Source organism: Cupriavidus sp. 86D6 (assembly GCF_057815095.1).
Map to the genome: position 1 here is coordinate 41977 of NZ_JBYPSB010000006.1, position 26118 is coordinate 68094.

25 protein-coding genes are annotated in these 26118 nt (G+C 68.1%); 6 read left to right on the top strand and 19 right to left on the bottom strand.

Translation table 11 applies throughout. The features are described 5' to 3' along the window. Positions 1 to 68 precede the first annotated feature (68 nt). The 6 genes from AC3G88_RS15755 (at position 69) to AC3G88_RS15780 (ending at position 6933) form a co-directional block, all read left to right on the top strand. Positions 69 to 602 carry a Fur family transcriptional regulator gene (locus tag AC3G88_RS15755; protein ID WP_488893488.1) on the top strand — a complete coding sequence of 178 codons (534 nt, stop codon included), beginning with the start codon at positions 69 to 71 and terminating at the stop codon, positions 600 to 602. A 56-nt stretch (positions 603 to 658) separates the two neighbouring features. Beyond that, on the top strand, positions 659 to 1774 hold the full coding sequence (locus AC3G88_RS15760) for a CobW family GTP-binding protein (protein WP_488893489.1): 1116 nt from the start codon (positions 659 to 661) through the stop codon (positions 1772 to 1774). A 354-nt stretch (positions 1775 to 2128) separates the two neighbouring features. After that, positions 2129 to 2815, top strand: coding sequence for an RNA polymerase-binding protein DksA (gene dksA / locus AC3G88_RS15765; protein WP_228771094.1), 687 nt, complete (start codon positions 2129 to 2131; stop codon positions 2813 to 2815). Positions 2816 to 3032: 217 nt separating this feature from the next. Next, entirely contained in the window at positions 3033 to 4223 is a 1191-nt protein-coding gene (locus AC3G88_RS15770) for a GTP-binding protein (protein WP_488893490.1), read from the top strand. Beyond that, positions 4213 to 4641, top strand: a complete 429-nt coding sequence (locus tag AC3G88_RS15775; RefSeq protein WP_488893491.1) for a hypothetical protein — start codon at positions 4213 to 4215, stop codon at positions 4639 to 4641. The genes AC3G88_RS15770 and AC3G88_RS15775 overlap by 11 nt, the downstream gene beginning before the upstream one ends. Positions 4642 to 4749: 108 nt before the next feature. Then, positions 4750 to 6933, top strand: a complete 2184-nt coding sequence (locus AC3G88_RS15780) for a TonB-dependent receptor (protein WP_488893492.1) — start codon at positions 4750 to 4752, stop codon at positions 6931 to 6933. Between the two features lie 561 nt (positions 6934 to 7494). Here the strand turns inward: AC3G88_RS15780 and AC3G88_RS15785 are convergent. The 19 genes from AC3G88_RS15785 to AC3G88_RS15875 all read right to left on the bottom strand — a co-directional run bounded on the left by AC3G88_RS15785 (position 7495) and on the right by AC3G88_RS15875 (position 26111). Continuing rightward, positions 7495 to 8046, bottom strand: a complete 552-nt coding sequence (locus AC3G88_RS15785; RefSeq protein ID WP_488893493.1) for a GNAT family N-acetyltransferase — start codon at positions 8044 to 8046, stop codon at positions 7495 to 7497. 2 nt (positions 8047 to 8048) lie between these two features. After that, entirely contained in the window at positions 8049 to 8993 is a 945-nt protein-coding gene (locus AC3G88_RS15790) for an MBL fold metallo-hydrolase (protein WP_488893494.1), read from the bottom strand. After that, positions 8990 to 9241 carry a DUF1289 domain-containing protein gene (locus AC3G88_RS15795; RefSeq protein ID WP_153946126.1) on the bottom strand — a complete coding sequence of 84 codons (252 nt, stop codon included), beginning with the start codon at positions 9239 to 9241 and terminating at the stop codon, positions 8990 to 8992. Before AC3G88_RS15795 ends, AC3G88_RS15790 begins: the two co-directional genes overlap by 4 nt. Then, complete coding sequence (locus AC3G88_RS15800) at positions 9238 to 9741, bottom strand: YbaK/EbsC family protein (RefSeq protein WP_488771526.1); 504 nt, start codon at positions 9739 to 9741, stop codon at positions 9238 to 9240. The genes AC3G88_RS15795 and AC3G88_RS15800 overlap by 4 nt, the downstream gene beginning before the upstream one ends. 18 nt (positions 9742 to 9759) lie before the next feature. Next, positions 9760 to 10692, bottom strand: coding sequence for a hydroxymethylglutaryl-CoA lyase (locus AC3G88_RS15805; RefSeq protein WP_488893495.1), 933 nt, complete (start codon positions 10690 to 10692; stop codon positions 9760 to 9762). Between the two features lie 65 nt (positions 10693 to 10757). Further along, complete coding sequence (locus AC3G88_RS15810; protein WP_488893496.1) at positions 10758 to 11699, bottom strand: 2-hydroxyacid dehydrogenase; 942 nt, start codon at positions 11697 to 11699, stop codon at positions 10758 to 10760. 313 nt (positions 11700 to 12012) lie between these two features. Next, positions 12013 to 14064 (bottom strand): acetyl/propionyl/methylcrotonyl-CoA carboxylase subunit alpha, encoded by a 2052-nt coding sequence (locus AC3G88_RS15815; protein WP_488893497.1) that lies wholly within the window; start codon positions 14062 to 14064, stop codon positions 12013 to 12015. Between the two features lie 66 nt (positions 14065 to 14130). Continuing rightward, positions 14131 to 15171 (bottom strand): biotin synthase BioB, encoded by a 1041-nt coding sequence (gene bioB / locus AC3G88_RS15820; RefSeq protein WP_488893498.1) that lies wholly within the window; start codon positions 15169 to 15171, stop codon positions 14131 to 14133. Positions 15172 to 15208: 37 nt separating this feature from the next. Then, a complete protein-coding gene (gene bioD, locus AC3G88_RS15825; protein ID WP_488771529.1) occupies positions 15209 to 15958 on the bottom strand; it encodes a dethiobiotin synthase in 750 nt (249 codons plus the stop codon). Beyond that, positions 15955 to 17175 (bottom strand): 8-amino-7-oxononanoate synthase, encoded by a 1221-nt coding sequence (bioF, locus tag AC3G88_RS15830; protein WP_488893499.1) that lies wholly within the window; start codon positions 17173 to 17175, stop codon positions 15955 to 15957. The genes bioD and bioF overlap by 4 nt, the downstream gene beginning before the upstream one ends. Then, the gene (bioA, locus tag AC3G88_RS15835) at positions 17165 to 18535 is read right to left on the bottom strand and encodes an adenosylmethionine--8-amino-7-oxononanoate transaminase (protein WP_488893677.1); all 1371 of its coding nucleotides are present in this window, start codon (positions 18533 to 18535) and stop codon (positions 17165 to 17167) included. The genes bioF and bioA overlap by 11 nt, the downstream gene beginning before the upstream one ends. A 465-nt stretch (positions 18536 to 19000) precedes the next feature. Further along, on the bottom strand, positions 19001 to 19789 hold the full coding sequence (locus tag AC3G88_RS15840) for an enoyl-CoA hydratase/isomerase family protein (RefSeq protein ID WP_488893500.1): 789 nt from the start codon (positions 19787 to 19789) through the stop codon (positions 19001 to 19003). Positions 19790 to 19812: 23 nt separating this feature from the next. Then, complete coding sequence (locus AC3G88_RS15845) at positions 19813 to 20739, bottom strand: dienelactone hydrolase family protein (protein WP_488893501.1); 927 nt, start codon at positions 20737 to 20739, stop codon at positions 19813 to 19815. A gap of 45 nt (positions 20740 to 20784) precedes the next feature. Continuing rightward, positions 20785 to 22392, bottom strand: coding sequence for a carboxyl transferase domain-containing protein (locus AC3G88_RS15850; RefSeq protein WP_400392452.1), 1608 nt, complete (start codon positions 22390 to 22392; stop codon positions 20785 to 20787). Between the two features lie 70 nt (positions 22393 to 22462). Then, positions 22463 to 22897: a YchJ family protein gene (locus tag AC3G88_RS15855; protein WP_488893502.1), complete on the bottom strand. Its 435-nt coding sequence runs from the start codon at positions 22895 to 22897 to the stop codon at positions 22463 to 22465. Next, positions 22894 to 23580 carry an HAD family hydrolase gene (locus tag AC3G88_RS15860; protein WP_488893503.1) on the bottom strand — a complete coding sequence of 229 codons (687 nt, stop codon included), beginning with the start codon at positions 23578 to 23580 and terminating at the stop codon, positions 22894 to 22896. The genes AC3G88_RS15855 and AC3G88_RS15860 overlap by 4 nt, the downstream gene beginning before the upstream one ends. After that, the gene (locus AC3G88_RS15865; protein WP_488893504.1) at positions 23577 to 24236 is read right to left on the bottom strand and encodes a 2-hydroxychromene-2-carboxylate isomerase; all 660 of its coding nucleotides are present in this window, start codon (positions 24234 to 24236) and stop codon (positions 23577 to 23579) included. Before AC3G88_RS15865 ends, AC3G88_RS15860 begins: the two co-directional genes overlap by 4 nt. Before the next feature lie 51 nt (positions 24237 to 24287). Further along, positions 24288 to 25418: an acyl-CoA dehydrogenase family protein gene (locus AC3G88_RS15870; RefSeq protein WP_488771534.1), complete on the bottom strand. Its 1131-nt coding sequence runs from the start codon at positions 25416 to 25418 to the stop codon at positions 24288 to 24290. A gap of 12 nt (positions 25419 to 25430) precedes the next feature. After that, a complete protein-coding gene (locus AC3G88_RS15875) occupies positions 25431 to 26111 on the bottom strand; it encodes an SDR family oxidoreductase (protein WP_488893505.1) in 681 nt (226 codons plus the stop codon). Positions 26112 to 26118 lie beyond the last annotated feature (7 nt).

Genomic DNA, 26118 nt, shown 5'->3' on the forward strand with positions numbered 1-26118 from the left:
CCCTGGCCAAAAACCCTGTTTGTGCAACTGAATTGCAACTCGCCGGGGCCTATGGTTAAATCGTCGGCATGAACCGCCCCACCCCTCATCCGCCCGCCACGCCCGCGCCCGCGCCCGACGACGCCAGCGCAGGCGCCGGCCGCCTTGACGCGGCGCAAGCGCGCCTGCGCCAACTTGGCGCACGTGTGACGCAACCGCGCGTGGCCATCCTGGCGTGCCTGATCGACGCCCAGGCGGCGCTGACGCACCAGGAAGTGATCGACCGCCTGCCGGCCGATGGCGACGTGGACCGAGTGACGGTGTACCGGGTGCTGGACTGGCTGGTGGACCAGGGCCTGGCGCAGAAGCGCGCCGGCAACGACCGCGTCTTCCGTTTCACGCTGCTGGAGCACGAGGCGGCGCGCGCCGAAGTGCATCGCCAGCACAGCCACTTCCATTGCACGCGCTGCGACCGCACGTTCTGCCTGGAATCGGCCGGAAAGTCCGTGGCGCCGAAGGTCCCCAGCGGATTCGCGGTCGATCACGTGGAACTGACGGTCAATGGGGTCTGCGCGGAATGCGGCAAGGTTCGCGCGGAGCCCGGCGGCCATGCCGATCACTGAATAGATATTAGATACGGGCGACCTCTCGATCCCGGCTTTCCTCGGAGCAGAACAATATGTCCAAACTGATTCCGGTCACGATCCTGACCGGCTTCCTAGGCAGCGGCAAGACCACGCTGCTCAAGCGCATCCTCAACGAGCAGCACGGCATGAAGATCGCCGTGATCGAAAACGAATTCGGCGAGGAGAACATCGACAACGAGATCCTGGTGCAGGACGGCCGCGAGCAGATCGTGCAGATGAGCAATGGCTGCATCTGCTGCACGATCCGGGGCGACCTGGTGCAGGCGCTGTCCGACCTGGTCACCCAGCGCGACGAAGGCAAGCTCGACTTTGACCGCGTGGTGATCGAGACCACCGGCGTGGCCAATCCGGGCCCGGTGGCGCAGACCTTCTTCATGGACGAGGAAATCGCCTCGCGCTACCTGCTGGACGCCGTGATCACGCTGGTCGATGCCAAGCACGGCAACCTGCAGCTGGACAAGCAGGAAGAGGCCCAGCGCCAGGTGGGCTTTGCCGACGCGATCTTCATCACGAAGTCCGACCTGGTCGACGCGGCCGCCATCGACGACCTGCGCCACCGCCTGAAGCACATGAACCCGCGCGCGCCGATCCGCACGGCCAATTTTGGCGAAACGCCGATCGACACGATTTTCGACCTGCGCGGCTTCAATCTGAACGAGAAGCTGGAGATCGACCCGGAATTCCTGCACGCCGACGCGCACGACCATGACCACGAGCATGGCGAGCACTGCGGCACCGACTGCGGCCACGACCACGATCACGGCCACGACCACGATCACGGCCACGACCACGATCACGGCCATGGCCATGGCCATGGCCCCGCGCACGACCACCATCATCACCATCACCACACCGACCGCATCGCGTCGTTCGTCTTCCGCAGCGACAAGCCGTTCCACTACGGCAAGCTGGAGGAATTCCTGTCGGCCATCCTGTCGGTCTACGGCGAGAAGCTGCTGCGCTACAAGGGCGTGCTCTATATGGAAGGCGTGGACCGCAAGGTGGTGTTCCAGGGCGTGCACCAGCTGATGGGCAGTGACGTGGGCGCCAAGTGGGAAGACGAAACCCCGGGCACCAAGATGGTGTTCATCGGCGTGGACCTGCCGCGCGACGCCATCCTGAAGGGCCTGGCCGCCTGCCTGGCCTGACTTTCCCCCGGGCGCGCCGCCAGGTGCGCCCGCCGCCGCTTGGGCGGCCGGGCGCCGGGCCATCCCCGGCAGCGCCCGCTACCCTCCCCTTGGGTGGGAATATCGGGAAAACTCCTGTCTCTTGTCGGTCTTTCTCCCATATCTCCGAAAAATTTGTTCAAGTACAATAGGCCGGATTTGATACGGGCGGCGCACCTCTGGGCGTAGCCGGTATTTGCAGGGCGGCGGTCGTCGTCAGCATGAGGCACAGCCGCCAGCAGGCGCGGTCGTTGGCTTCGTGCGGAGACCGCCCTCCGCGTGGGGACCAACGATCGATGCGCCGTCACTCTTCGACGCGTTGAGAGAGGTGTCCCCATGACAGCCGCAACAAAGACCAAGGAAAGCCGCAGCAAGACAGGTACCGCTGCGGCGGAGACGCTCAAGGCGCCGCCCGAAAAGGCGACGCCAGCTCCCCGCGGCAGTACGGCGCACGCCGATGCGGGCGAGGCCAAGGGAGGCACGCGAAGCAGCAAGACTGCAGCCAGCCAGAGTGAAACAGCCGCTCCGCGCAAGCGGGCGGCCACTGCACCCGAGCGGACGAAGACGCCGCCGGTCGCATCAACAAGAGAATCAGCAGGAACCATGAGCAGCAACAAACTTCTGACTGAAGCTGAAATCCTGAAGATGAGCGACAAGGATTACATGAACGAGGCGCAGCTCGCCTTCTTCAAGAATCGCCTTGAGCAGCTTCGCGACGAGATCCTCAAGAATGCGGACCAGACCACGGAACACCTGCGCGAGACGGTCATCGTGCCGGATCCGGCGGACCGCGCGACGATCGAAGAAGAACACGCACTCGAACTGCGCACGCGCGACCGTGAGCGCAAGCTGCTGAAGAAGGTGGAGCAGTCGCTGCAGCGCATCGAGTCCGGCGACTACGGCTGGTGCGAGGAAACCGGCGAGCCGATCGGCGTGCCGCGCCTGCTGGCCCGCCCGACCGCCACGCTGTCGCTGGAAGCCCAGCAGCGCCGCGAACTGCGCCAGAAGCTGTTCGGCGACTGATCGTCTCCGGCGGTCACCCGCGCGGCTGACCCGCTCCGACGCCCAACGGCCCGGTCTTCCGGGCCGTTTTGCTTTGCGCGCCCGCATCGTGCCGATTGCAATTGCCTTTGTGGCGTCACGGCTACGGCACTACCATTGCGGAATACCACCAGCCTGTTGCCGCAGCCGGCTTTCTGCTACAGTCGCAACTTTGTTGCAATAACAACGTCCTTTCGTCATGGCCGCTCGCCTGCCCGTCACCGTGTTGTCCGGATTTACCGGCGCCGGCAAGACCACCGTGCTGCATCAACTGATGTCGCAGCCCGGGGTACGCCTGGCCGTGGTCGACAGCCGTGCCGACCTGCTGGCCGAAGTGGACCGGCTGGCCCACACGGGCCAGTACGATTTCGCCGTGATCGAGGCCGATCCGACCGACGAACCGCTCGGTATCGCCGAAGGCTTCGCGTTCGAGGACGCCCACGGCGAGCAGTCGCCCGGCGTGGCGCACCTGGACACGCTGGTGACCGTGGTCGATGCCAGCCGCTTCCTGACCGACTATCACGACGCCGACTTCCTGTCGGCGCGCGGGCTGGCCGCCCACGATGACGACGACCGCACGGTGGTGGACGTACTGATCGACCAGATCGAAGTCTGCGACGTCATCGTCATCAACAAGATCGATCTGGTCGACGCCGGCCAGCTGGGCCGCCTGCACGTGGTGCTGCGCGCGCTGAACCCTCGCGCCAGCATTGTCGATGCCAGCCATGGCAACGTGCCAGCCGCCCAGGTCCTGGGCACCGGCCGCTTCGACATGGAAGCCACGCCCAACGCGGCCGGATGGCAGGCGGCGCTGCAGAACGATGCGGTGCCCGATGCCGCCGGCATTGCCACGCTGGTGTACCGCCGCCGGCGCCCGTTCCATCCGCAGCGGTTTGCCGACCTGATCCACACCGAATGGATGCGTGAGCACGGCGACGTGCTGCGTTCCAAGGGCCTGTTCTGGCTGGCCAGCCGCATGGACATTGCCGGCGACTGGAGCCAGGCCGGCGGTGTCTGCCGCCCTGGCGCGGCCGGTGCGTGGTGGGCCGCGATCGATGCCGAGGAATGGCCGGCCGAGGGCCTGGCCCGCGCCGCCATCGAGGCCGATCTGCTCGAAGACGGCCTGCCCGCCGCCTATGGCGATCGCCGCCAGGAACTGGTGCTGATCGGCGCCGACCTGGACGCGCCCGCGCTGGAAGCTCGCCTGGACACCTGCCTGCTGACCGACGACGAAATGGCGGCCGGCCCCGAGGCCTGGGCGGCGTATCCCGATCCGTTCCCGGATTGGGGCGATGCGTTCGACGACGATCACGATCATGGCCACGACCACGGTCACGATCATGACCATGAGCATGGCGACGGGCCGTGCGACTGCGGGCATGCGCACTGAGTTCCCGCTCCTCTCTCGCTGGCGCGCGCGTGGCATCGGCTTCTGGCCGGCGCTGTGCCTGGTTGCGTGCCTGCTGCTGGCGCAGCACGTGGGCCTGGTCCACCGCGTGGTGCACGGCGGGCTGCTGAACGCCCCGCAGGCCGCCGCACAGCTGCAATCCACCGATTCCACCGATGCCATGGATGGCGCCGCCGACGCGGGCCATGCCGAACCGTTTTCGCTGAAAATCGGCCTCCACTCGTGCGTGCTGTTCGACGGCGCCACGCTGGCCGACACCCACTTTGGCAGCTTCGTGCTGCCGTCGCTCGCCTTCGGCAAGCCGGTCAAGCCGGCCAACCTGGCCTACCGCTGGCCTGATCTGCCCGCGGCCCACGCCTTCCAGTCCCGCGCCCCGCCGGCCGCGTTCGCATTCGCCTGACTTGCAGCCGCGTGTGCGGGGTGACACCCCGCGCCCGCGCACGCCTGACCGGGCGCGCCCCGCATTGCCGTGGCCGCGCCCGCCCATACCGAATTCGAATCGCGAGCCATGTACTCGAACTCCAACCGTACTCTGGCGGTGCGCCGCACCCCGCTGGCGGCACTTGCCGCATTGATCACCGCGGGCCTGTCCTCGCACGCCATCGCCCAGGCCGCCGCTCCGGCCGGCCCCGAGGCCGCACCGGCCGCACCGGCCGCTGCCGCACAACAACCTGCCGCGCAGCCCGCCACCCCGACACTGAAGGAAGTGGTGGTCACCGCCAACCCGCTCGGCAGCGACCTGAACGACATGGTCGCCCCGGTGTCCACGCTGGGCGGCGACGCGCTGGCCGTGCGCCAGGCCAGCACGCTCGGCGAAACGCTGAACAGCATGCCGGGTGTCACATCGAGCTACTTCGGCCCGAACGCCAGCCGGCCGATCATCCGGGGCCTGGACGGCGACCGCATCAAGGTGCTGCAGAACGGCGGCTCGACGCTGGACGCCTCCACGCTGTCCTATGACCACGCGGTGCCCATCGACCCGCTCGTGGCCGAGAAGATCGAAGTGGTGCGTGGCCCGGCCGCGCTGATGTACGGCGGCAACGCCGTGGGAGGCGTGGTCAACGTGATCGACAACCGCATTCCGCGCGATCCGATTACCGGCGTCGGCGGCGCGGCCGACGTCAGCGGCACCATTGGCGGCGACAAGGGCCGCAATGCCAGCGGCCTGCTGGAAGCCGGCAACGGCAAGTTCGCGGTGCACGCCGATGCCTTCGTGCGCCAGACCAGCGACCTGCGGATTCCGGGCTACGCCCGCAGCGGCACGCAGCGCGCCAACCAGCCGCTGCCCGAAGGCGAGAGCGAAGCCTACGGCAAGATCCCGAACACCAACGCCCACCAGGAAGGCGGCTCGATGGGCGGCTCTTACACGTGGGCGGACGGCTTCGTGGGCGCCAACTGGTCGACCTATCGCAACGACTACGGCACGCCGGCCGAAGAACACGCGCGCATCAAGATGCGCCAGGACCGCTTTGCGCTGGAGGGCGAGTCGCGCAACCTGGCCAGTGCCACCAACGGCATCTTCGAATCGGTCAAGGGCAAGTTCAGCTACACCGACTACGAGCACCGCGAGATCGAGGGCGGCGAAACCGGCACGACCTTCAAGAACCACGGCTGGGACGCCCGCCTGGAAGCCACGCACGGCAAGATCGGCAACATGACCGGCGTGATCGGCACGCAGTTCGGCCATACCGACTTCTCTGCCCTGGGCGAAGAGGCGTTCGTGCCGAGCACGACCACCGACAACGCCGCGTTCTTCGTGTTCGAGGAACTGCCGCTGATCCCGTCGGGCGACCTGAAGCTGAACTTCGGTGGCCGCCTGGACCACAGCAAGGTGAAGTCCAGCGCCAACGGCAACGACCGCTTCAGCGATGCCGAGCGCAGCTTCAACGCCGGCAGCGCATCGGCCGGCCTGCTTTACAAGCTCAACCCGGTCTGGACGGTCACCTCGAACCTGTCGTACACCGAACGCGCGCCCACGTTCTACGAGCTGTACGCCAACGGCCCGCACCTGGCCACGGGATCGTTCGAAGTGGGCGACCCGAACGCCGCCAAGGAACGCGCCACGTCGATCGACCTTGGCATGCGCTTCAAGCAGGGCAACCATAGCGGCAGCCTGTCGGGCTACTACAGCCGCTTCCAGAACTACCTGGCGCTGCTGAACACGGGCGGCTATCGCGACGCCGAAGGCAACGTGGTGGCCGCCGGCAGCGACGGCGCGCTGCCCGAACTCCAGTACGCGGGGGTACCCGCCACGCTGTACGGCTTCGAGGCCGAAGGCAAGACGCGCCTGCTGCAGAAGATGCTCACCACCAGCGATTCGCTCGACTTCGAAGCGCGCGCCGACTACGTCCATGGCGAGAACCGCAGCAACGGCCAGCCGCTGCCGCGCCTGTCTCCACTGCGTCTGGGCGGGTCGCTGGTCTACGCCGCCGGCCCGTGGGGCGCCCGCGTCAACGTGGACTGGAATGCGCGCCAGAGCCGTGTGCCGACCGGCGATACGCCGACCGACGCGTACACGATGCTGGGCGTGGCGCTGACCTACAAGATGAAGCTGTCGGGCACGCAGACGCTGTTCTATGTCCGCGGCGACAACCTGACCAACACCGAGGCACGCAGCGCCACGTCGATCCTGCGCGATATCGCGCCACTACCCGGCCGCAGCGTGCGGATCGGGATGCGGACGCAGTTCTGACGGCTGCATTGCGGCGGCTTGGTTTGCGCCCTCTCCCGCATCGCGGGAGAGGGCGCGGCGCTTCACTTGACGGCATGTCGGCAAGCAGGGCCTCGATGCCCTCTCCCCCAACCCCTCTCCCATTGCATGGGAGAGGGGAGCAAACCGGGCAGCTTGCGGATCGGGGTGCGGACGCAATTGCCGCGGCTTGGTTTGCTCCCCTCTCCCGCATCGCGGGAGAGGGGCCGGGGGAGAGGGCGCGGCGCTTCCATTAACGACATGTCGGCAAGCAGAGCCTCGATGCCCTCTCCCCCAACCCCTCTCCCATTACATGGGAGAGGGGAGCAAACCGGCAGTGCGCGAACGCGCCGCTGCCCGGTCGCAGCGTGCGGATCGGGATGCGGGCGCAGTTCTGACGGCGCAATTGCGGCGGCCTGGTTTGCTCCCCTCTCCCGCCAGGCGGGAGAGGGGCCGGGGGAGAGGGCACGGCGCTTCGATTAACGACATGTCGGCAAGCAGGGCCTCGATCCCATTGCATGGGAGAGGGGAGCAAACCGTCAGTGTGCGAACGCCCTACTGGCGCTATCGCCCCATCGAAAATGACTCGGGTACCAGCGAATACACCGCCGCCGGCACGGGCCGCCCGCGCAGGATCAGGCGATTACGGGCGATGCACTCAAACGCGGCACCGATCTTCTCGGCGACGGCGCGGCTTGCGAGGTTGGTCTCGACTGCCACGATCTCCAGCCGCGTGAGCCCTAGCGTGTGAAAGCCGTAGCAGGCCATCATGGACGCCGCGCCCGAAGCCAGCCCCTTGTGCTGCTGGCTTTGGCGGATCCAGTAGCCCAGGTTGCCCGTGTTGTCCTCGCGGCGGATCTGATTGATGGCCACGCCGCCGTAAAGTTCGCGGCCATCGGGCGAGAACACGCCGATGTCGTACGCCGCGCCCTCATCCATCATCATTGCGCACCGATCGAACCACTCGCGCGCATCGTAGATGCTGTAGTCGGCCCGCGCCCACGGCATCCACAGCCCCACCGTCGGCATCGACTCGCGCACCGCCATCACGAACTGGGCCTCGTCGCTGGCCCGGAACGGCCTGAGCTGGAACGCCTGGCTGCGCAGCGGCTGCATGGTCAGTCCCGGTTGGCCACCAGGTTGCCGTCACGCTGCAGCGCGCCCACTTTTTCCAGCGCCAGCAGGGTCTGGTCGAACACCGCTTCCAGCGACTGGCCAGGCGTAAAGCGCGCATGCATGCGCTGCATCAGCGGCGTGGCGGCGAACCAGGCGAACAGCGCGTCGCGCGGCAGTGCCTGGGCTTCCAGCAGCTTGAACTTGGCCAGCACGCGCATCGCGTGCGTGGCGTTGCGCAGCGGATCGGCCCGCAGATAGTCGAGCCGGCTTCGCGCACGGGCCACGGCGCCGGCCACATCGTCGAACAGGCGGCCATGGCCGGGAATCACCAGCCGGACGTCCAGCGTGTCGATCCGCGACAGGACCGCTGCCTGCTCGGCAAACCCACTTTCGCCGTCAAGCTCGGGAAAGATCACGCCAAAGCCGTTTTCCCACAGCGCGTCGCCCGAAATCAGGATGCGCTCGGCCGGCGCGAACAGCATCACCGCGTGCGGGTCGTGCCCCGGTGCGGCGACCACGTGCCAGTCGATGCCGCCCAGCCGCAGCGTGTCGCCGTCGTGCAGCACGTCGTCGAACGTGAAGCGCGCGCACTGCTGGCCCGTGGCGTCGAAGGTCAGCGCATCGGCATCCCAGGCCGAGACCGCCGCGGCCTCGGCGGCAGGGATGGCCGTGCGCGGTTGCCAGCGTTGCTGCAGCGCCGCGTTGCCGCCGCAGTGGTCGGAATGCAGATGGGTGTTGATCACGCGCCGCAGTGGCCTGCCATCGAGCGCGGCTTCCACCAGCGCCACGGTCTGGGCGGCATGGGTGACGTAGCCGCTATCGACCAGCGTGGTGTCCTGCGTGGCATCGTCGATCCACAGCACGTTGTTCGCGGACAGCCAGCCGCGTTCGAAGACGCGCATCGTGGCGGGCAGCCCCAACCGCACCCCCGCGCTTGCCGCGCTCATGCCGCGCTGCCTTCGCAAAGCTGCGGCACGCGCGCCGGCAACAAGGCCCACACGCGGCGGCGTTCTTCGTCATCGGCACCTGACCAGGCGGCGATCTCGGCGATGGTCCGCAGGCAGCCCTCGCAGTAACCGCTGTCGCGGTCCATCTTGCAGATGCTGCGGCACGGTGACGGCACCGGCGACACGATCTGCGCCGCCGCCGCACCGCGCACCAGGTCAGCCAGCAGCCGGCGACGGGCGGGCGTCATGCCTGGGCCTGCGGGCCTTGCGCCACGTCGGCCACTTCGGCGCCGGTCATGGCCTGCAGCTGTTGCGGCGTCAGGTTGAACACCGCATGGGGATGGCCGGCAGCGGCCCACACGCTGTCGTACCGGAACAGGTCGGCGTCCAGCAGCATCACCGGCTTCACCGCATGGCCGATCGGGCAGACGCCGCCAATGGCGTAGCCGGTCTTCTCGCGCACGAACTTCGCGTCGGCCTTGCCCAGCTTGCCCACGCGGGCTTCCACCTTCGATTCGTCCACGCGATTGCTGCCGCTGGCGATCACCAGCACCGGCACATCGTCCTCCACGCGGCGGAAGATAATCGACTTGGCGATCTCCGCCACGGTGCAGCCCAGACCGGCAGCGGCCTCGGCCGAGGTCTTGCCGGTGGCCGGCAGCATCACCACCGGCCGGTCGTGGCCGATGCCGGCCAGCAGGTCCGCCACGCGCTGCGCGGATTCGGGAAGCGTCGGATTTTCGCTCATGCTTGTTGTTCTCCTGGTTCAGACACAGACCGTGGCGTCGGCCGCCGCCGCCCACTTGGTCAGCAGCGCCTTGCCCACGCGCGAGCTGTTGGCCCGGCCGATGGCCTGCGAGATATAGTCGCCGGCCCGCACCACGGCCTCCAGATCGATGCCGGTGTGCAAGCCCATGCCTTGCAGCATGTACAGCACGTCTTCGGTGGCCACGTTGCCGGTGGCGCCCTTGGCATAGGGGCAGCCGCCCAGGCCCGCCACCGATGCGTGGAAGATGGCGATGCCCACTTCCAGGCTGGCCAGGATGTTCGACAGCGCCTGCCCGTAGGTGTCATGGAAATGCCCGGACAGCCGGTCGATCGCGAATTCGGCCGACGCCGCGCGCATCACTTCCTGCACCTTCAGCGGCGTGCCCACGCCGATGGTGTCGGCAATGTCGATCTCGTCGCAGCCCAGCTCGCGCATGCGGCGCACCACATCGACCACGGCATGCACCGGCACCTCGCCCTGGTATGGGCAGCCCAGCGCGCAAGAGATGCTGCCGCGCAGGCGGATGCCCGCCTCCTTGGCGGCGACTGCCACCGGCTCGAAACGCGCGATCGACTCGGCGATCGAGCAGTTGATGTTCTTCTGCGAGAACGCCTCGCTGGCCGCGCCGAAGATCACCACCTCGTCGGCATTGGCCGCTACCGCGCCCTCGAAGCCCTTCATGTTCGGCGTCAGCACCGAATACAGCGTGCCGGGCCGGCGTTCGATGCGGGCCATCACCTCGGCCCCGTCGGCCATCTGCGGCACCCATTTGGGCGACACGAACGACGCGGCCTCGATATTGACGAAGCCGGCGTCGGTCAGCTTGTTGATCAGCGCCACCTTGACGTCGGCTGGCACCATCGCTTTCTCGTTCTGCAGGCCGTCGCGCGGCCCCACTTCGACGATCTTCACGTATTGGGGGATGGTCATGCTTGTCTCCTCGGTCCCTCTGTCCTCTTGTCCTGCCGCCGTGGCGTTCCTGGGCCGGCCGTGGTCTAGTAGCCGCGCTGCAGGTCCACTACGCCGGCAATCGGCTTGCCTTGCGCCAGCAGGCGGATCTTGCCGGCGATCTGCGCGATGCTGTCCTCGCGCAGCGTCAGCGCGGAAATATGCGGCGTGATCGTGATGCGCGGCTCCTGCCAGTACGGATGGTCGGCCGGTAGTGGCTCGGTGCGGAACACATCCAGCGTGGCGCCTGCGATCTGCCCGTCCTGCACCGCCGCCAGCAGGTCGGCTTCCACCAGGTGCTGGCCACGCGCCACGTTGATCACGTAGGCGCCCCTGGCCAGCTTGTACAGCAGGCCGGTGTCGATGATGTTCTCGGTGTCGGGCGTCAGCGGCAGCACGTTGACCAGCACCTTCAGGCCGTTCAGGAACGCCGCCTGGCCGTCCGCGCCATGGAACGACTGCACGCCCTCGACCGTCCTGGCCGACCGGCTCCAGCCGCGCACCGGGAAGCCGAAGCCGGCCAGCGTGCGCGCGATGTGCGAGCCCAGCGTGCCGATGCCCATCACGCCGATCGCGAAATCGGCGCGGCGGTGCGGCTTCAGGAATTTCCACGTGCCGGCCTGTTCCTGCGCGGCGTAGGCGTCGAGCTTGCGGAAGTAGCGCAGCACGGCGGCGGCCACGTATTCGCTCATCTGGGCGGCCATGCCGGCGTCGTCCAGGCGCACGATCGGCACGCCAGCGGGCAGCGCCGCGGGGTCGTTGTCGCGCAGGCGCAGGATGCCGTCCACGCCGGCGCCGAGATTGAAGACGGCCTTCAGGTCCGTGCGGCCGCGCAGCATTTCCAGCGGCGGGCGCCACACCACGGCGTAGTCCGCGCGCTGGCCCTGGCTTTCCTCCCAGGTCACGCATTGCGCTTCGGGCAACACTTCGGCAAAGCCCTCGATCCACGGCGCGTAGCGGCCATCCGGCACGTACAGCTGCAACTTCATCTCGACTCCATCGTTATACGGGTTAGGCCAACGATTATGCGCGCTTTCGGTTTCGCCGTCGGGCGGGTGTGCGATTACCGGCAGGAGGATGCGCGTCCCGGTTCTGCTCCCCTCTCCGATGCGCACGAGACCGGCGGTTTTGCTCCCCTCTCCCATGCAATGGGAGAGGGGTGGGGGGAGAGGGCATCGAGGGTCTGCTTGCCGACTTGTCGACTTTTGCACCGCCGCGCCCTCTCCCCTGGCCCCTCTCCCGCCTGGCGGGAGAGGGGAGCAAGGCAGTCGTGTCTTCCGCCTGCGCGAGGGCAGCAAACCGTCAGGCAGTCGCGTCTTCCGCCTGCGCGAACGCCAGCAGCTGCGCGCCCTCGGTCACCTGTTCGCCCACGCCGTAGAGCACCTCGCTGACCACGCCGTCGGCCGGGGCGGCGATGGTGTGCTCCATCTTCATGGCCTCCATCACCAGCAGCGGTGTGCCGCGCGTGACCTTGCTACCGGGCTCCACCATCACGGCGATGACCTTGCCCGGCATTGGCGCGGTCAGCTTGCCGCCCTCGCCCTCGGCTTCCCCGGCGTGGGACAGCGGATCGAGCCACTCCAGCACCGTATGGCGGCCCGCGTGGAACACGTGGAAGGTGTCGCCCTCCAGGTGCACCTGGCCGTGCGTGCGGCGCGTGCCCAGATCCACGCGGATGTCGTCGGCGTTGAAGGTGTAGGCGAACGGTGCGGCCTGGTCGGCGTAGATCAGCGTGTTGCGGCGCTGATCCGGTATCGCGCGCGCATCGCCCTTGAGTACCACCTCCAGCTTGTGGCCGGCGCCCTCGAAGTACAGCGTGCGCACGTCGCGCGCGTTCAGGCGCCAGCCGCCGGCGTGGGTCCATGGCGAGTGGCGGTCGGCCTCGTCCACGCGGCGCTCGCGCGTCTCGCGTTCGAGCAGCGCCGCCACGGCCAGTGCAATGGCCTCGATGCCGACCGACTTCTGCGGCGGGAACAGCACGGTCTGGTTGCGCTCGATCAGGCCCGTATCGAGATCGGCGGTACGGAAGGCCTCGGACTTGACCAGCCGCTGCAGGAACGCCACGTTGGTGGACAGGCCCACCACGTGATATTGGGCCAGCGCCTGCGCCATGCGCGACAGCGCCTCGTCGCGATCGCGGCCCCAGACGATCAGCTTGGCGATCATCGGGTCGTAGAACGGGCTGATGGTGTCGCCCTCGCGCACGCCGGCGTCGATCCGCACGCCGGCCGGGCCATGGGCGTCGCCGCCGCGCATGAACTGCACGGCCGGCGGTGTGCGCAGGAAGCGCAGCGTGCCCGTCGAAGGCAGGAAGCCCTTGTCCGGGTTCTCGGCGTAGATACGCGCCTCCAGCGCATGGCCGTCGATCTTCAGTTGGTCCTGCGACAGCGGCAGCGGCTCGCCGGCCGCCACGCGCAACTGCCATTCGACGAGATCCTGGCCGGTGATCATCTCGGTAACCGGGTGTTCCACCTGCAGGCGCGTGTTCATCTCCATGAAGTAGAACGAACCGTCCTGGTTGGCGATGAACTCCACGGTGCCGGCGCCCACGTAGCCCACGGCGCGCGCGGCGGCCACGGCGGCATCGCCCATCGCGCGGCGGCGTTCTTCGGTCATGCCGGGGGCCGGCGCTTCTTCGAGCACCTTCTGATGGCGGCGCTGCACCGAGCAGTCGCGCTCGAACAGGTAGACGCAGTTGCCGTGCGTGTCGGCGAACACCTGGATTTCGATATGGCGCGGGCGCGTCAGGTATTTCTCGACCAGCACCTTGTCGTCGCCAAAGCTGGCCGACGCCTCGCGCTTGACCGACGCCAGCGCGGCCTCGAAGCCGTCACCCGCCTCCACCACGCGCATGCCCTTGCCACCGCCGCCGGCGCTGGCCTTGAGCAGCACCGGATAGCCGATGCGGTCGGCCTCGCGCCGCAGCAGCGCCGCATCCTGGTCTTCGCCGTGATAGCCGGGCACCAGCGGCACCGCGGCCTTTTCCATCAGCTGCTTGGCCGCGCTCTTGCTGCCCATCGCATGGATGGCATCCGCTGGCGGGCCGATGAACACCAGCCCGGCCTCGGCGCAGGCGCGCGCGAAGTCCTCGTTCTCCGACAGGAAGCCATAGCCCGGGTGGATGGCCTGGGCGCCGGTCTCCTTCGCCATCTCGATGATGTGGTCCGCGCGCAGGTAGCTGTCGCGCGCGGCCGCACCGCCGATATGCACGGCTTCGTCGCAGAACGCGACGTGACGCGCGTCGGCATCGGCGTCGGAATAGACGGCCACCGTACGAATGCCGAGCCGGCGGCACGTGGCCGCCACACGGCAGGCAATCTCGCCACGGTTGGCGATCAGGATCTTGTTGAACATGGCTCCTCCCTTTGTCTCCGGGTCAAGGCGAGCCAGGCTCCTTCGGATCGGCAGGTTGTACGTCGCTTACCCCGCGTAACCTTCGGTGCGGATATCGAGACGTGCCAGCAGGGCGCGGTCGCGCTCGGCTTGCGGATTGCCGGTCGTCAGCAGCTTCTCGCCATAGAAAATGGAATTGGCGCCGGCCATGAAGCACAGCGCCTGCAACGCTTCGTCCATGGCCTCGCGGCCGGCGGACAGGCGCACCATCGCGCGCGGCATCGTGATGCGTGCCACGGCGATCGTGCGTACGAACTCGAACGGGTCCAGGGCTTCGGTGGCCGCCAGCGGGGTGCCCTCCACCTGCACCAGGTTGTTGATGGGCACCGACTCGGGGTACGGGTCCATGTTGGCCAGCTGCGCGATCAGGCCGGCCCGCGCCTCGCGCGCTTCGCCCATGCCCACGATGCCGCCGCAGCAGACGTTGATGCCCGCATCGCGCACATGGCCGATGGTGTCCAGGCGGTCCTGGTACGTGCGCGTGGTGATGATCTTGCCGTAGAACTCGGGCGACGTATCGAGGTTGTGGTTGTAGTAGTCCAGGCCCGCGTCCTTCAGGCGCTGCGCCTGTTCGGCCTTGAGCATGCCCAGCGTCACGCAGGTTTCCAGGCCCATTGCCTTCACCTCGCGCACCATGTCGATCACGGGCTCCAGATGGCGGTCCTTCGGGCTGCGCCAGGCGGCGCCCATGCAGAACCGCGTGGCGCCGTTGGCCTTGGCTGCCTTGGCAGCATCGAGCACGGCCTCCAGGTCCATCAGCTTCTCGGCCGTCACGCCGGCGTCATGGTGCGCGCTCTGCGGGCAGTAGCCGCAATCTTCCTCGCAGCCGCCGGTCTTGATTGACAGCAGCGTGGACAGCTGGACCGTGTTGGCGTCGAAGTTCTCGCGATGCACCTGCTGCGCACGGAACAGCAGGTCGTTGAACGGCAGCGCAAACAGCGCGGCCACGTCGTCCACGCGCCAGGCGTCGCCCGCCCGGGGCGCGGCGGCGGCGATGTTGCGGGCCGACTGGCGCAGTGCTTCGGCGGAGATGGTGGCGACGGTTTGGGTTTCAGCGATTTGGGTCATGTTCTGGGAATACGTATTCGGTTTCACGATGCGCGGGTCAGGCGTGACGCGGCGCGGCGAGGCTGGACGGTGCAACCGGCGGCATGCTGGCCAGCAGCGGCGCAAGGTCCAGGTGTTGGGCGGCGACGGCCGGCGCCACCTGCCAGGGCAGCTCGCCCAGCATCGGTGCGTCCAGCGCGTCCTGCAGCGTGACGATGTTCTCGGTGAGCAGCAGCATGTCGGGGTCGATGCGGTTGGCGATCCAGCCGGCCAGCTTCAGCCCACGTGCGCGCACCGCCTCGGCGGTCAGCATGGCGTGGCTGAGGCAGCCCAGCCGCACCCCCACCACCAGGATCACGGGCAGGTCCAGCATCACGGCCAGGTCGGCGGTATTCCACCGCACCGCGCCCACGTCCAGCGGCACGACAAAGCCGCCCACGCCCTCCACCACCACCGCATCGGCCTTGGTGCACAGCGAATCGAACGCGGCGCGGATCGGCCCGCGCGTGATGCGCTCGCCTTCCAGCGCGGCGGCCAGGTGCGGCGATGCCGGCGTGCGGAAGAAGAACGGGCACATCTCTTCCTGCGGCACGATTACCGAGCCCGCCGCGCGCAGCTGATCGACATCGTCGTTCTGCCAGCGGTCGTCGAGCCACTCGCCGCCGGCCGCCACAGGCTTCATGCCCACCGTGCTGTAGCCGGCCCCGTACAGGGCGTGCAGCAGCGTGGCGGTGGCGTGGGTCTTGCCCACGCCGGTATCGGTGCCGGTGACGAAGCAGGCAAAGCGTTCAGGCTTGTTGGCGATCATGCGGCCTCCTTGTGCCGGCGCGGCATGGCGCGCGCGATGGCGTCGAGCAGGCGCGTCACGTCGGCGGCCGTATGCGAGGCCGACAGCGTGATGCGCAGCCGTGCCGTGCCGGCCGGCACCGTGGGCGGCCGGATCGCGCCCACGCGGATGCCATCGGCTTCCAGCGCCGCCGACAGCGCCAAGGATGCGGCGTTGTCGCCGACGATCAGCGGCTGGATCGCGGTATCGCTGTGGCCCAGCGTCCAGCCGGCCTGCGCGGCCAGCGTCGCCAGCCCCTGGCGCAATTGCGCGATCAGTCCGGCCAGGTGCGCCCGGCGGCTGCGCCCTTCGTCGCCGGCGATGATTTCCAGGCTGGTCAGCAGCGCGTGCGCCACGGCCGGTGGCGCGGCCGTCGTATAGATGTACGGGCGCGCCGTGTTGACCAGGTGTTCGATGACGGTCTCGTGCGCCGCCACGAAGGCACCGGCCACCCCGGCGGCCTTGCCCAGCGTGCCGATATAGATCAGCCGTTCCGAGCGCAGGCCCAGATGCTCCAGCACGCCGTGGCCGTTGTCGCCCAGCACGCCGAAGCCGTGCGCATCGTCGACGATGATCCAGGCGTCGTGGCGCTCGGCCAGTGCCAGCAGCGCGGCCAGCGGCGCGAGGTCGCCGTCCATGCTGAACACGCTGTCGGTGACGATCAGCTTCAGCTTGCTCTGGCTTGCCTGCAGCAGCGCATCGAGTGCCTGGGTGTCGCCGTGCGGATATCGCTGCACGTCGGCACGGGCCAGCCGCGCGCCATCGATCAGCGACGCATGGTTGAGCGTCTCGCAGAACAGCGTGGCCTCGGCCGTGCCCAGCGACGTCAGCACCGCCAGGTTGGCCATGTAGCCGGTGCAGAAGTACAGCGCCTGCGCCTGCGGGATATAGGGCGCCAGCCAGCGCGCCAGCACGTGTTCCAGCGCGGCGTGCGCCAGCGAGTGGCCGCTGACCAGGTGCGAGGCGCCGCTGCCGGCGCCGTAGCGGTGCGCGCCCTCGGCCAACGCGTGGGCGATGGACGCGTGATTGGCCAGGCCCAGGTAGTCGTTGCTGCAGAAGGTCAGCAGCGGCGTGGGCGTGGCGCCGACGGCCCCGACCGACTGGTGCGGGGCGCAGGCCGTATGCGCGATGCGGCGGCGGCGCGTCAGCGACTGCGCTTCGCGGTCGGCGGCGGCGCGTTTCAGGTGCTCAAGCAGCATGGCGGGCCTCCTCGGCGGGTGCCAGCACTGCCTGCAGCGTGTCCAGCAGTTGCGTGCCGAGCCAGTTGGCCAGCGCGGCGTCGAACACGTAGGGCGGCATCACGTACAGCGTATTGCCGATGGGCCGCGCCAGCACGCCGCGTTCGCGCGCGGCCAGGTGGAAGCGCGCGGCAAAGTCGGTGCCGGCCGCCTCCGGTTCGATATCGGCGGCCCAGATCATGCCGCGCTGCCGCACATGGGACACGCGGGGATCGGCGGCAATGCCTGCCATCGCGTCAGCCAGCCATTGCGCGCGCTCGCGGTTGCGGGCCAGCACGTCGTCGGCATCGAACAGGTCCAGCGTGGCCAGCGCGGCGCGGCAGGCCAGCGGATTGCCCGTGTACGAGTGCGAATGCAGGAAGCTGCGCGCGATGTCGTCGGCCACGAAGGCCCGCTGGATTTCCGGGCGCGACAGCACCAGCGACAGCGGCAGGTAGCCGCCCGTGATGCCCTTGGACAGGCACAGGAAGTCGGGCCAGGCATGCGCCGGAACCGGATCGCCGTCGCGGGCCTGCTCCCAGGCGAAGAACGTGCCGGTGCGGCCGCAACCTACAGCGATCTCGTCGGCGATCAGGTGCACGCGGTAGCGGTCGCACAGCGCGCGGGCGCCTTCCAGGTACGACGGGTCGTACATCGCCATGCCGGCGGCGCCCTGCACCAGCGGCTCGACGATCAGCGCGGCAATCTGGCCGGCACGCTCGCGCAGCAGGGTTTCCAGTTCGGCCAGTGCGCGCCGGGCCACGTCGGCGGCCGATTCGCCACGACCGGCCTGCCGCGCATCGGGCGACATCACCACATGGGCGCGGCGCGTGAGCGGGTCGTAGGCGTCGCGGAAGATCTCCACGTCGGTCACGGCCAGCGCGCCCACGGTTTCGCCGTGGTAGCCATGGCGCAGGCACACGAATTCGCGCTTGGCCGACAGGCCCGTGTTGCGCCAGTAGTGGAAGCTCATCTTGAGCGCGATTTCCACTGCGGAGGCGCCATCGGACGCATAGAACGCGTTGCCCAGCACGCCGCCGGTCAATGCTTCGAGCCGTTCGGCCAGTTCCACGGCCGGCGCGTGGGTGCAGCCGGCCAGCATCACGTGTTCGAGCGTGTTCAGCTGCGCGACCAGCGCGGCGTTGATCGCCGGGTTGGCGTGGCCGAACAGGTTGACCCACCACGAGCTGATGGCGTCGAAATAACGGCGGCCATTGGCATCGATCAGCCACGGGCCTTCGCCACGGGCGATGGCCAGCGGCGGCTCGTTGGCGGCCGCATCGGGGCGCAGGCGCGTACACGGATGCCAGACAGCCCGCTGGCTGCGTGCCGCGAGCGTCATGTCATCGGCTGCTACGCCGGCGGGATTGGGGACAGGATGTGTCAAGGGGACCCTCCTTTGATTGCCAGGTCCGCCCATGCCGGCGCCGGTCACGGCAAGGCCGGGACGCGCTGGGGCTGCGGGCGGATTGGGGAGGCTCATGTTAGGAAGGTCCGTCTTGTCTTGGCAAACCAGGCGCTGTCAGCGCGTTGGCGTCAGGTTGAGCGAAATAGCGCGATGTTGCTGGCTGCCGTGCCGCGCATGGCACCTGGAATCCTGCTTCTCGCGGGTAACGTCTGGTAAATGGGGGTTAAAAAAATGTGACGATGAAACGCTGCTGGTGTTCTCCCCTCTCCCGCACAGCGGGAGAGGGGCGGGGGAGAGGGCATTGCGGTTCAAATTGCCACCGTCGAATCTTGCGCGGCTCACCCTCTCCCCCAACCCCTCTCCCACAAGTGGGAGAGGGGAGCAGATCCGCCATCCCCCCTACTGCGGCTTCCACGATGGGGCGCGCTTTTCCAGGAACGACCGTACGCCTTCGCGCCCTTCTTCCGACGCGCGGATGGCGGCGATGCGGTTGGCGGTGTCGGCCAGCAGGTCGCTGTCGATCTCGCGCCCCGCCACTTCCTGCACCAGTCGTTTGCTTTCGCGCACGGCGTTGGGGCTGTTGCTGGCAAGCGTGGCGGCAATCTCGGCCACTTTTTCGTCCAGGTCCTGCGGCGGCACCACCGCGTGCAGGAAGCCCAGGCGCAGCGCCTCGGCGGCATCGAACCGCTCGGCCGTGATGAAGTAGCGGCGCGCGGCCTGCTCGCCCATCGCGCGGACCACATACGGGCTGATCGTGGCCGGCAGCAGGCCCAGCTTCGCCTCGGACAGGCAGAAGTTGGCCGTGGCCGACGCCACCGCGATGTCGCAGGCGGCCACCAGGCCCATGCCGCCGGCGTAGGTGTCACCCTGCACGCGCGCGATCACCGGCTTGGGGCAGACCCAGACCGTGTGGAGCATCTGCGCCAGCGTCAGCGCATCGGCACGGTTCTCGTCGTCCGAGTAGCCGGCCATCTTCTTCATCCAGTTCAGATCGGCGCCGGCGCAGAAGGCCGGGCCGTTGCCGGTCAGCACGATCGCGCGCACCTCGGGGGTGTCGCCCAGCGCCCGGAAGGCGCCGGTCAGTTCGGCGATGACCGTCTCGTTGAACGCATTGCGGACATCGGGCCGGTTCAGCGTGACCGTGGCGATATGGCGCTCGGCGGTCACTGAAAGCGTCGTGAATTGCATGTCTCCTCCGGGTTCTTCGATTGTCAGGATGTCTGGCCGGCGGTCTTCGATCTGGCGGGCTGGGTCCGTTCGGGTATTTCGTCGAACGGCAAACCCAGCTGCCGGAAGAACGCGTCCACCTCGGGCAGCCACACCGCCACGCCCGCGCGGTTGCTGAACAGGCGGTGCGAATCGCCGTCGAACTCGCCCACATCGACGAAGCGCGCATCCTTTGCCGCCCCGCTCGCGTTGGCCTTGTAGCTGTTGAACATGCGCTCGGGCAGCGGCCACGGCCAGTAGCTGTCGTTGTCGCCGTAGATCCACAGCGACGGATAGCGCGCCCCGCGCCCGTAATCCCCAAACGCGTCGATCAGGTTGTTCTCCCAGCCCACGCAGTTGTCGTTGCGCAGGCCGCCCGCGAAATTGACCACGCCCACCACGCCGGGGTAGCCGATGGCCGACAGCGCCATGGTCGACAGCCCGCCATGCGACTGCCCGATGACGACGATGCGCGTGGCATCGACATAGGGCTGCTGCACCAGGTAGTCCAGCGCGGCCACCACATCCTCGGCCTGCATCATGCCGTTGCGGCGCACGTCGCAACTGCCGCCCACGTACTGGCCGCCCGACTTGGAAAACCCCTGCCGCATCGGCAGCGCCACCACATAGCCGCGCCGTACGAACTCGGCGGTCTGCGCCGCAAAGCGCGCACGGCCCTGGAACGCGGGCTTGCCCGGCGCCTTGCCGTGGTTGATCACCACCATCGGAAACGGACCTTCGCCGGCCGGGCGGAAGATCGTGGTCTCCAGGTCGACGGTGGCGTCCATTCCCACCTTCGGCACCATCACCACCTGCTCGACCGACTGCGCCGGCATCGCCACCTGCGCGATGGCCGGGCCGCACCCGACGGTGAAGGCCAGCGCGACCAGCGCAACCACTGCGCGGCAGGTGGTGGGGACAACTCGGGACATGACAACAACCAACCTTCCAGAAAAAACCGATCAGCCAATAAAAAACTACATGCGGAACACGCCGAACTTCATGTCGCCGATCGGCGCATTGAGGCTGGCGGAAAGACCAAGGCCCAGCACGGTGCGCGTCTGCGCCGGGTCGATGACGCCATCGTCCCAGAGCCGCGCGCTGGCGTAGTACGGATGCCCCTGGCGCTCGTACTGGTCGCGGATCGGCGCCTTGAACGCTTCTTCGTCGTCGGCGCTCCACTGGCCGCCCTTCGCTTCGATACCGTCGCGGCGCACCGTGGCCAGCACGCTGGCCGCCTGCTCGCCGCCCATCACCGAGATGCGCGCGTTCGGCCACATCCACAGGAAGCGCGGCGAATAGGCGCGGCCGCACATGCCGTAGTTGCCGGCGCCGAACGAGCCGCCGATGATGACCGTGAACTTGGGCACCTGGGCGGTGGCCACGGCGGTCACCATCTTGGCGCCGTTGCGGGCGATGCCTTCGTTCTCGTACTTGCGGCCTACCATGAAGCCGGTGATGTTCTGCAGGAACACCAGCGGGATCTTGCGCTGGCAGCACAGTTCGATGAAGTGCGCGCCCTTGAGCGCCGACTCCGAGAACAGGATGCCGTTGTTGGCGATGATGCCCACCGGGTAGCCCCAGATCCGTGCGAAGCCGCAGACCAGCGTGGTGCCGTAGCGCGCCTTGAATTCGTCGAATTCCGATGCGTCGACGATGCGCGCGATGACCTCGCGCACGTCGTACGGCTTGCGCGTGTCGGTGGGGATCACGCCATAGAGTTCCTCCACCGGGTACAGCGGCTCCTGGGGTTCGTGCAGGCGGATCTGGTCCGGCTTGCGGCGGTTCAGGTGCTGCACGATATTGCGGGCCAGGCTCAGCGCATGGTGGTCATTCTGCGCAAAGTAGTCGGCCACGCCGGACAGCCGCGTATGCACGTCGGCGCCGCCCAGGTCTTCGGCGCTGACTTCCTCGCCCGTGGCGGCCTTCACCAGCGGCGGGCCGCCCAGGAAGATCGTGCCCTGGTTCTTGACGATGATCGATTCGTCGCTCATCGCCGGCACGTAGGCGCCGCCGGCCGTGCACGAGCCCATCACCACGGCGATCTGCGGGATGCCCTTGGCCGACAGGTTCGCCTGGTTGTAAAAGATGCGGCCGAAGTGGTCGCGGTCGGGGAACACGTCGTCCTGGTTCGGCAGGTTCGCGCCGCCGGAGTCCACCAGGTAGATGCACGGCAGGTTGTTCTGCTCGGCGATCTCCTGCGCCCGCACGTGCTTCTTGACCGTCATCGGGTAGTAGGTGCCGCCCTTGACCGTGGCGTCGTTGCAGACGATCACGCACTCCTGCCCGGCCACGCGGCCGATGCCGGTGATGACGCCCGCGCCCGGGGCGGCATTGTCGTACATGTCGTACGCGGCCAGTTGCGACAGCTCCAGGAACGGCGTGCCCGGATCGAGCAGTTGCTGCACGCGGTCGCGCGGCAGCAGCTTGCCACGGCCCAGGTGCTTGGCGCGGGCATCCTCGCCGCCGCCTTCGGCCAGCCTGGCGATCTTCTGCCTGAGGTCGGCCACCAGCGCCTGCATGGCCTCGGCATTGGCCTTGAACGATTCCGAGCGTGCGTTCAGTTTGGTTTCCAGCGTGGGCATGTCTCTTCCTGTGTTCTCTTGCTTGTCGTGCCAGTTCAGCCGGTAACGTGCGCCGCGCGGGCGTCGCACGTCATTCCTTTCCTTCCTGTTCCTTCAGGTCGCCATCCACGTAGAGCCAGCGGGCCGGGGTGCCGGGCTCGCGCGGCTCGAAGACGAAGCGGCTCAGCTCTTCCAGCCGGTGCGCGCGCCCGCCCACCTTGTAGCGCGCCACGAAGGCCACCGTGGCATGCGTGTCGTCCTGCTGCGCGTGGGACTTCACCGTCAGCCCAAGCCAGCGCGTGCCGGCATCGGCGGACAGGTCCTGCGGACATGTCGACACATGCCAGGTCTGGCGCAGCCAGCTTTCGTCGCCCAGCACATAGGCGCTGTAGCGCGAGCGCATCAGCGCCTCGGCCGTGGGCGGCACCGCCTCGCCGCGATGAAAACGGCCGCAGCATGTGGCGTAGGCGCCATTGCCGCAGGGGCAAGGCTCCACGCCGGCACCGGACTGGCGCTTCCTTGTCATGCGATCAGCTCCGGCAGGTCGCGCATGTCGGTGAAGATGGTCTTTACGCCCGCTGCCCGGAGTTCGTCGGCGTCGGTGCGCGCGGCATAGCCGAACACGGTCATGCCCGCGGCCACGCCGGCGGTGGCGCCGGTGGGGCTGTCTTCCACCACGGCGCAGCGCGACGGCTCCACGCCCATCGTCCGTGCGGCCAGCAGGTAGACGTCCGGCGCGGGCTTGCTGTGCTCGACTTCGGTGGCCGAGAAGATGTGCTCGCGCTGGTCCTGCGGATCGACGAACAGCCCCAGCAGGTCGGTATGCGTCAGCTGGAGCTTGACCTTGATGCGGTCCGCGCCCGATGCCACGCACACCGGCAGGCCGCTTGCCTTGATCGCCTCGATCGTCTGGCGGATATGCGGCACCGCTTCCAGTTCCTCGATCAGCGCGGCATCGCGCCGCACGAACCATTCGGACAGGAAGTTGCGCGGCAGCGGCTTGCCGAGCCGCGCCTCGATATTGCCAAGCTCGTCGCGCACCGCGCGGCCGAGGAACCACTTCATCGATTCCTCCAGCGTGATCTCGATGCCAAGCTCGTTGAGCACGCGGTTCAGCACGCGATGGACGATCGGCTCGCTGTCGACGAGCACGCCGTCACAGTCGAAGATCACGCAATCGAAGCGTGCGGCCTGGTTTGCTGCGGTCATGCGGGTTTCTTTTCCTTGTTGAGTTCGTTGCCGCCAACGGCGCGCAGTTCGGTCTGCCGCCGGCTTTTCAGGTGGGCCTCGATCTGATCGAAACGGTCGAAGCCCCAGAACGGTTCGCCGTCGATGATCACGAACGGCGAGCCAAACACGCCCTTGGCCATCGCCACGTCGATCTCGGCCTTGAGCTGGTCCTTGATCGGGTAGCTCGTGGCGCCTTCGTTCATCGCCACCGGATCGACGCCCAGCGCCTCGACCAGCTTTGCCAGTTCGGCCGGCTCCGCGATGTTCAGGTCGTCGACGAACAGCGCGCGGTACACCGCCTTGGCAAACGCGGCCGCCAGGTCGGCGCCGTGGTGGTTCTGCAGCCACAGCATGGCGCGGGCGGCGTGCTGCGTCGGCAGCGGGAAGTGCGTCGGGCGCTTGTACTCGATGCCGTGGAACTGCGCGGTGCGCTCGAAATCGCGCCAGCAGTACTCGCCCTTGAGCGGAATCGAAGGCAGCGGCGACGAGCCGGTGGTCTTGAACACCACGCCCAGCAGCACCGGATGCCACATCACGCCCCGGCCATACTTCTGGGCCAGTTCGTCGATGCGGGTGCTGGCGAAATAGCCGTAGGGCGAGGAAAAGTCGAAGTAGAAATCGATCGGTGCGGTCATCGCGGGTGGCTCCGGTTCAGGGGGCGACGGTTTGGGGGAACGGCTGGTCTGTCATCCAAGCGCGCGGGCGATCAGAATCTTCTGGATGTCGCTGGTGCCTTCGTAGATCTGGCACACCCGCACATCCCGATAGATCCGTTCGACCGGGAAATCGTTCACATAGCCGTAGCCGCCGAACACCTGGATGGCATCCGAGCAGACGCGCTCGGCCATTTCACTGGCGAACAGCTTGGCCATGGCGGCCTCCTTCAGGCACGGCCGGCCGGCGTCCTTGAGCGATGCCGCGTGCCACACCATCTGCCGTGCCACGTCGATCCGGGTGGCCATGTCGGCCAGGCGGAACTGCACGGCCTGGTGCTGGAACAGCGGCTGGCCGAAGCTCTCGCGCTCCTTGGCATAGGCCAGTGCCGCGTCGAACGCGGCGCGCGCCATGCCGATGCTCTGCGACGCGATGCCGATACGGCCGCCTTCCAGCCCCGACAGCGCCATCTTGTAGCCGGCGCCTTCCTCGCCCAGCAGGCAGTCGGCCGGAATGCGGCAGTCCTCGAACACGATCTGCGCCGTATCGGACGAATGTTGCCCGAGCTTGTCTTCCAGACGGGCGACGATGTAGCCCGGCGTGCTGGTCGGCACCAGGAAGGCGCTGATGCCGCGCTTGCCGGCCGCCTTGTCGGTCACGGCCATCACGATCGCCACGTCGGCATGCTTGCCGCTGGTGATGAACTGCTTCACGCCGTTCAGCACGTAGTGATCGCCATCGCGCGTGGCCGTGGTGCGCAGCGCCGAGGCATCGGAGCCCACATGCGGCTCGGTCAGGCAGAACGCGCCCAGCATCTCGCCACGGGCCAGCGGCACCAGCCAACGCTGCTTCTGCGCGTCGTTGGCGAAGGCCATCAGCATGCTGCAGACCGGGCAGTTGTTGACGCTGATGACGGTGGACGTGCCGCCGTCGCCGGCCGCGATCTCTTCCAGGATCAGCGCCAGCGACAGGTAGTCGAGCCCCGCGCCGCCCAGTTCCTCGGGCACCGCCACGCCGTAGGCGCCCAGGCGGGCCAGTTCCTTGTGCACGTCCTTGGGGAAGGTCTTGTCGCGGTCCCACTGGGCCGCCTGCGGCGCAATGACTTCCTGCGCGAACTGCCGCACGGCGTCGCGGATCATTTCCTGCTCGGGGGTCAGCAGCATGAGCGTCGGTCCTTACCAGGGGATGGTCGTGCCATCGTAGTTGTGGAAGCTGCCGTTGTCGTTGTGCGTCAGGCCAGCCAGCGTGCGGCGCATGCCGGCCACGCTCTGCTGCGGGGTCAGGTCGGCGTTCGGGCCGCCCATGTCGGTCTGCACCCAGCCCGGATGCAACGCCACGCAGATCGCATGGCGGGCGTCCAGCGACACGCCCTTGAGCACCGCGTTGGCCGCCGCCTTGCTGACGCGGTACATCCACGCGCCGTTGCTGTCCATGCCGCCGATACTGCCCATCTTCGACGACAGGACGGCCAGCACGCCGCCCCGGCCGTGGTTGCCGGCCTCGACGAACGGCAGCAGCAGCGGCAGCGCCATCATCGGTCCCAGCACGTTGGTGTGCATCACGGCATCGAACTCCGGCTGCGCGATGGGCTGCGCGCCCTCGGTGCGCGGGCCGATCACGCCGGCGTTGTAGATCGCCACGTCGAACGACTCGCCATCGAGCTTCCAGCCCAGCCCCGCCACCGCACCGGCGTCGGTCAGGTCAAGCTGGTGGGCTTCGGCGCCCAGCGCCTTGAGCGCCGCCACGCCGTCGGCACTGCGCGCGGCAGCCACCACGCGCCAGCCATCGGCACGGTACTGCCGGACGAATTCAAGGCCGAGACCCCGGGAAGCACCAAGGATGAGCGCGGCAGGCATGGCGAGA

Coding starts and splice junctions, on each gene's coding strand:
- AC3G88_RS15860 (WP_488893503.1), bottom strand. CDS start 23,580: ATGACCGCAGCAAACCAGGCCGCACGCTTCGATTGCGTGATCTTCGAC.
- bioA (WP_488893677.1), bottom strand. CDS start 18,535: ATGACGCTCGCGGCACGCAGCCAGCGGGCTGTCTGGCATCCGTGTACG.
- bioD (WP_488771529.1), bottom strand. CDS start 15,958: ATGATCGCCAACAAGCCTGAACGCTTTGCCTGCTTCGTCACCGGCACC.
- AC3G88_RS15875 (WP_488893505.1), bottom strand. CDS start 26,111: ATGCCTGCCGCGCTCATCCTTGGTGCTTCCCGGGGTCTCGGCCTTGAA.
- AC3G88_RS15815 (WP_488893497.1), bottom strand. CDS start 14,064: ATGTTCAACAAGATCCTGATCGCCAACCGTGGCGAGATTGCCTGCCGT.
- AC3G88_RS15805 (WP_488893495.1), bottom strand. CDS start 10,692: ATGACCATCCCCCAATACGTGAAGATCGTCGAAGTGGGGCCGCGCGAC.
- AC3G88_RS15845 (WP_488893501.1), bottom strand. CDS start 20,739: ATGTCCCGAGTTGTCCCCACCACCTGCCGCGCAGTGGTTGCGCTGGTC.
- AC3G88_RS15865 (WP_488893504.1), bottom strand. CDS start 24,236: ATGACCGCACCGATCGATTTCTACTTCGACTTTTCCTCGCCCTACGGC.
- AC3G88_RS15810 (WP_488893496.1), bottom strand. CDS start 11,699: ATGAAGTTGCAGCTGTACGTGCCGGATGGCCGCTACGCGCCGTGGATC.
- AC3G88_RS15760 (WP_488893489.1), top strand. CDS start 659: ATGTCCAAACTGATTCCGGTCACGATCCTGACCGGCTTCCTAGGCAGC.
- AC3G88_RS15800 (WP_488771526.1), bottom strand. CDS start 9,741: ATGAGCGAAAATCCGACGCTTCCCGAATCCGCGCAGCGCGTGGCGGAC.
- AC3G88_RS15780 (WP_488893492.1), top strand. CDS start 4,750: ATGTACTCGAACTCCAACCGTACTCTGGCGGTGCGCCGCACCCCGCTG.
- AC3G88_RS15755 (WP_488893488.1), top strand. CDS start 69: ATGAACCGCCCCACCCCTCATCCGCCCGCCACGCCCGCGCCCGCGCCC.
- AC3G88_RS15770 (WP_488893490.1), top strand. CDS start 3,033: ATGGCCGCTCGCCTGCCCGTCACCGTGTTGTCCGGATTTACCGGCGCC.
- AC3G88_RS15850 (WP_400392452.1), bottom strand. CDS start 22,392: ATGCCCACGCTGGAAACCAAACTGAACGCACGCTCGGAATCGTTCAAG.
- AC3G88_RS15790 (WP_488893494.1), bottom strand. CDS start 8,993: ATGAGCGCGGCAAGCGCGGGGGTGCGGTTGGGGCTGCCCGCCACGATG.
- dksA (WP_228771094.1), top strand. CDS start 2,129: ATGACAGCCGCAACAAAGACCAAGGAAAGCCGCAGCAAGACAGGTACC.
- AC3G88_RS15870 (WP_488771534.1), bottom strand. CDS start 25,418: ATGCTGCTGACCCCCGAGCAGGAAATGATCCGCGACGCCGTGCGGCAG.
- AC3G88_RS15785 (WP_488893493.1), bottom strand. CDS start 8,046: ATGCAGCCGCTGCGCAGCCAGGCGTTCCAGCTCAGGCCGTTCCGGGCC.
- bioF (WP_488893499.1), bottom strand. CDS start 17,175: ATGCTGCTTGAGCACCTGAAACGCGCCGCCGCCGACCGCGAAGCGCAG.
- AC3G88_RS15775 (WP_488893491.1), top strand. CDS start 4,213: ATGCGCACTGAGTTCCCGCTCCTCTCTCGCTGGCGCGCGCGTGGCATC.
- AC3G88_RS15795 (WP_153946126.1), bottom strand. CDS start 9,241: ATGACGCCCGCCCGTCGCCGGCTGCTGGCTGACCTGGTGCGCGGTGCG.
- AC3G88_RS15855 (WP_488893502.1), bottom strand. CDS start 22,897: ATGACAAGGAAGCGCCAGTCCGGTGCCGGCGTGGAGCCTTGCCCCTGC.
- bioB (WP_488893498.1), bottom strand. CDS start 15,171: ATGACCCAAATCGCTGAAACCCAAACCGTCGCCACCATCTCCGCCGAA.
- AC3G88_RS15840 (WP_488893500.1), bottom strand. CDS start 19,789: ATGCAATTCACGACGCTTTCAGTGACCGCCGAGCGCCATATCGCCACG.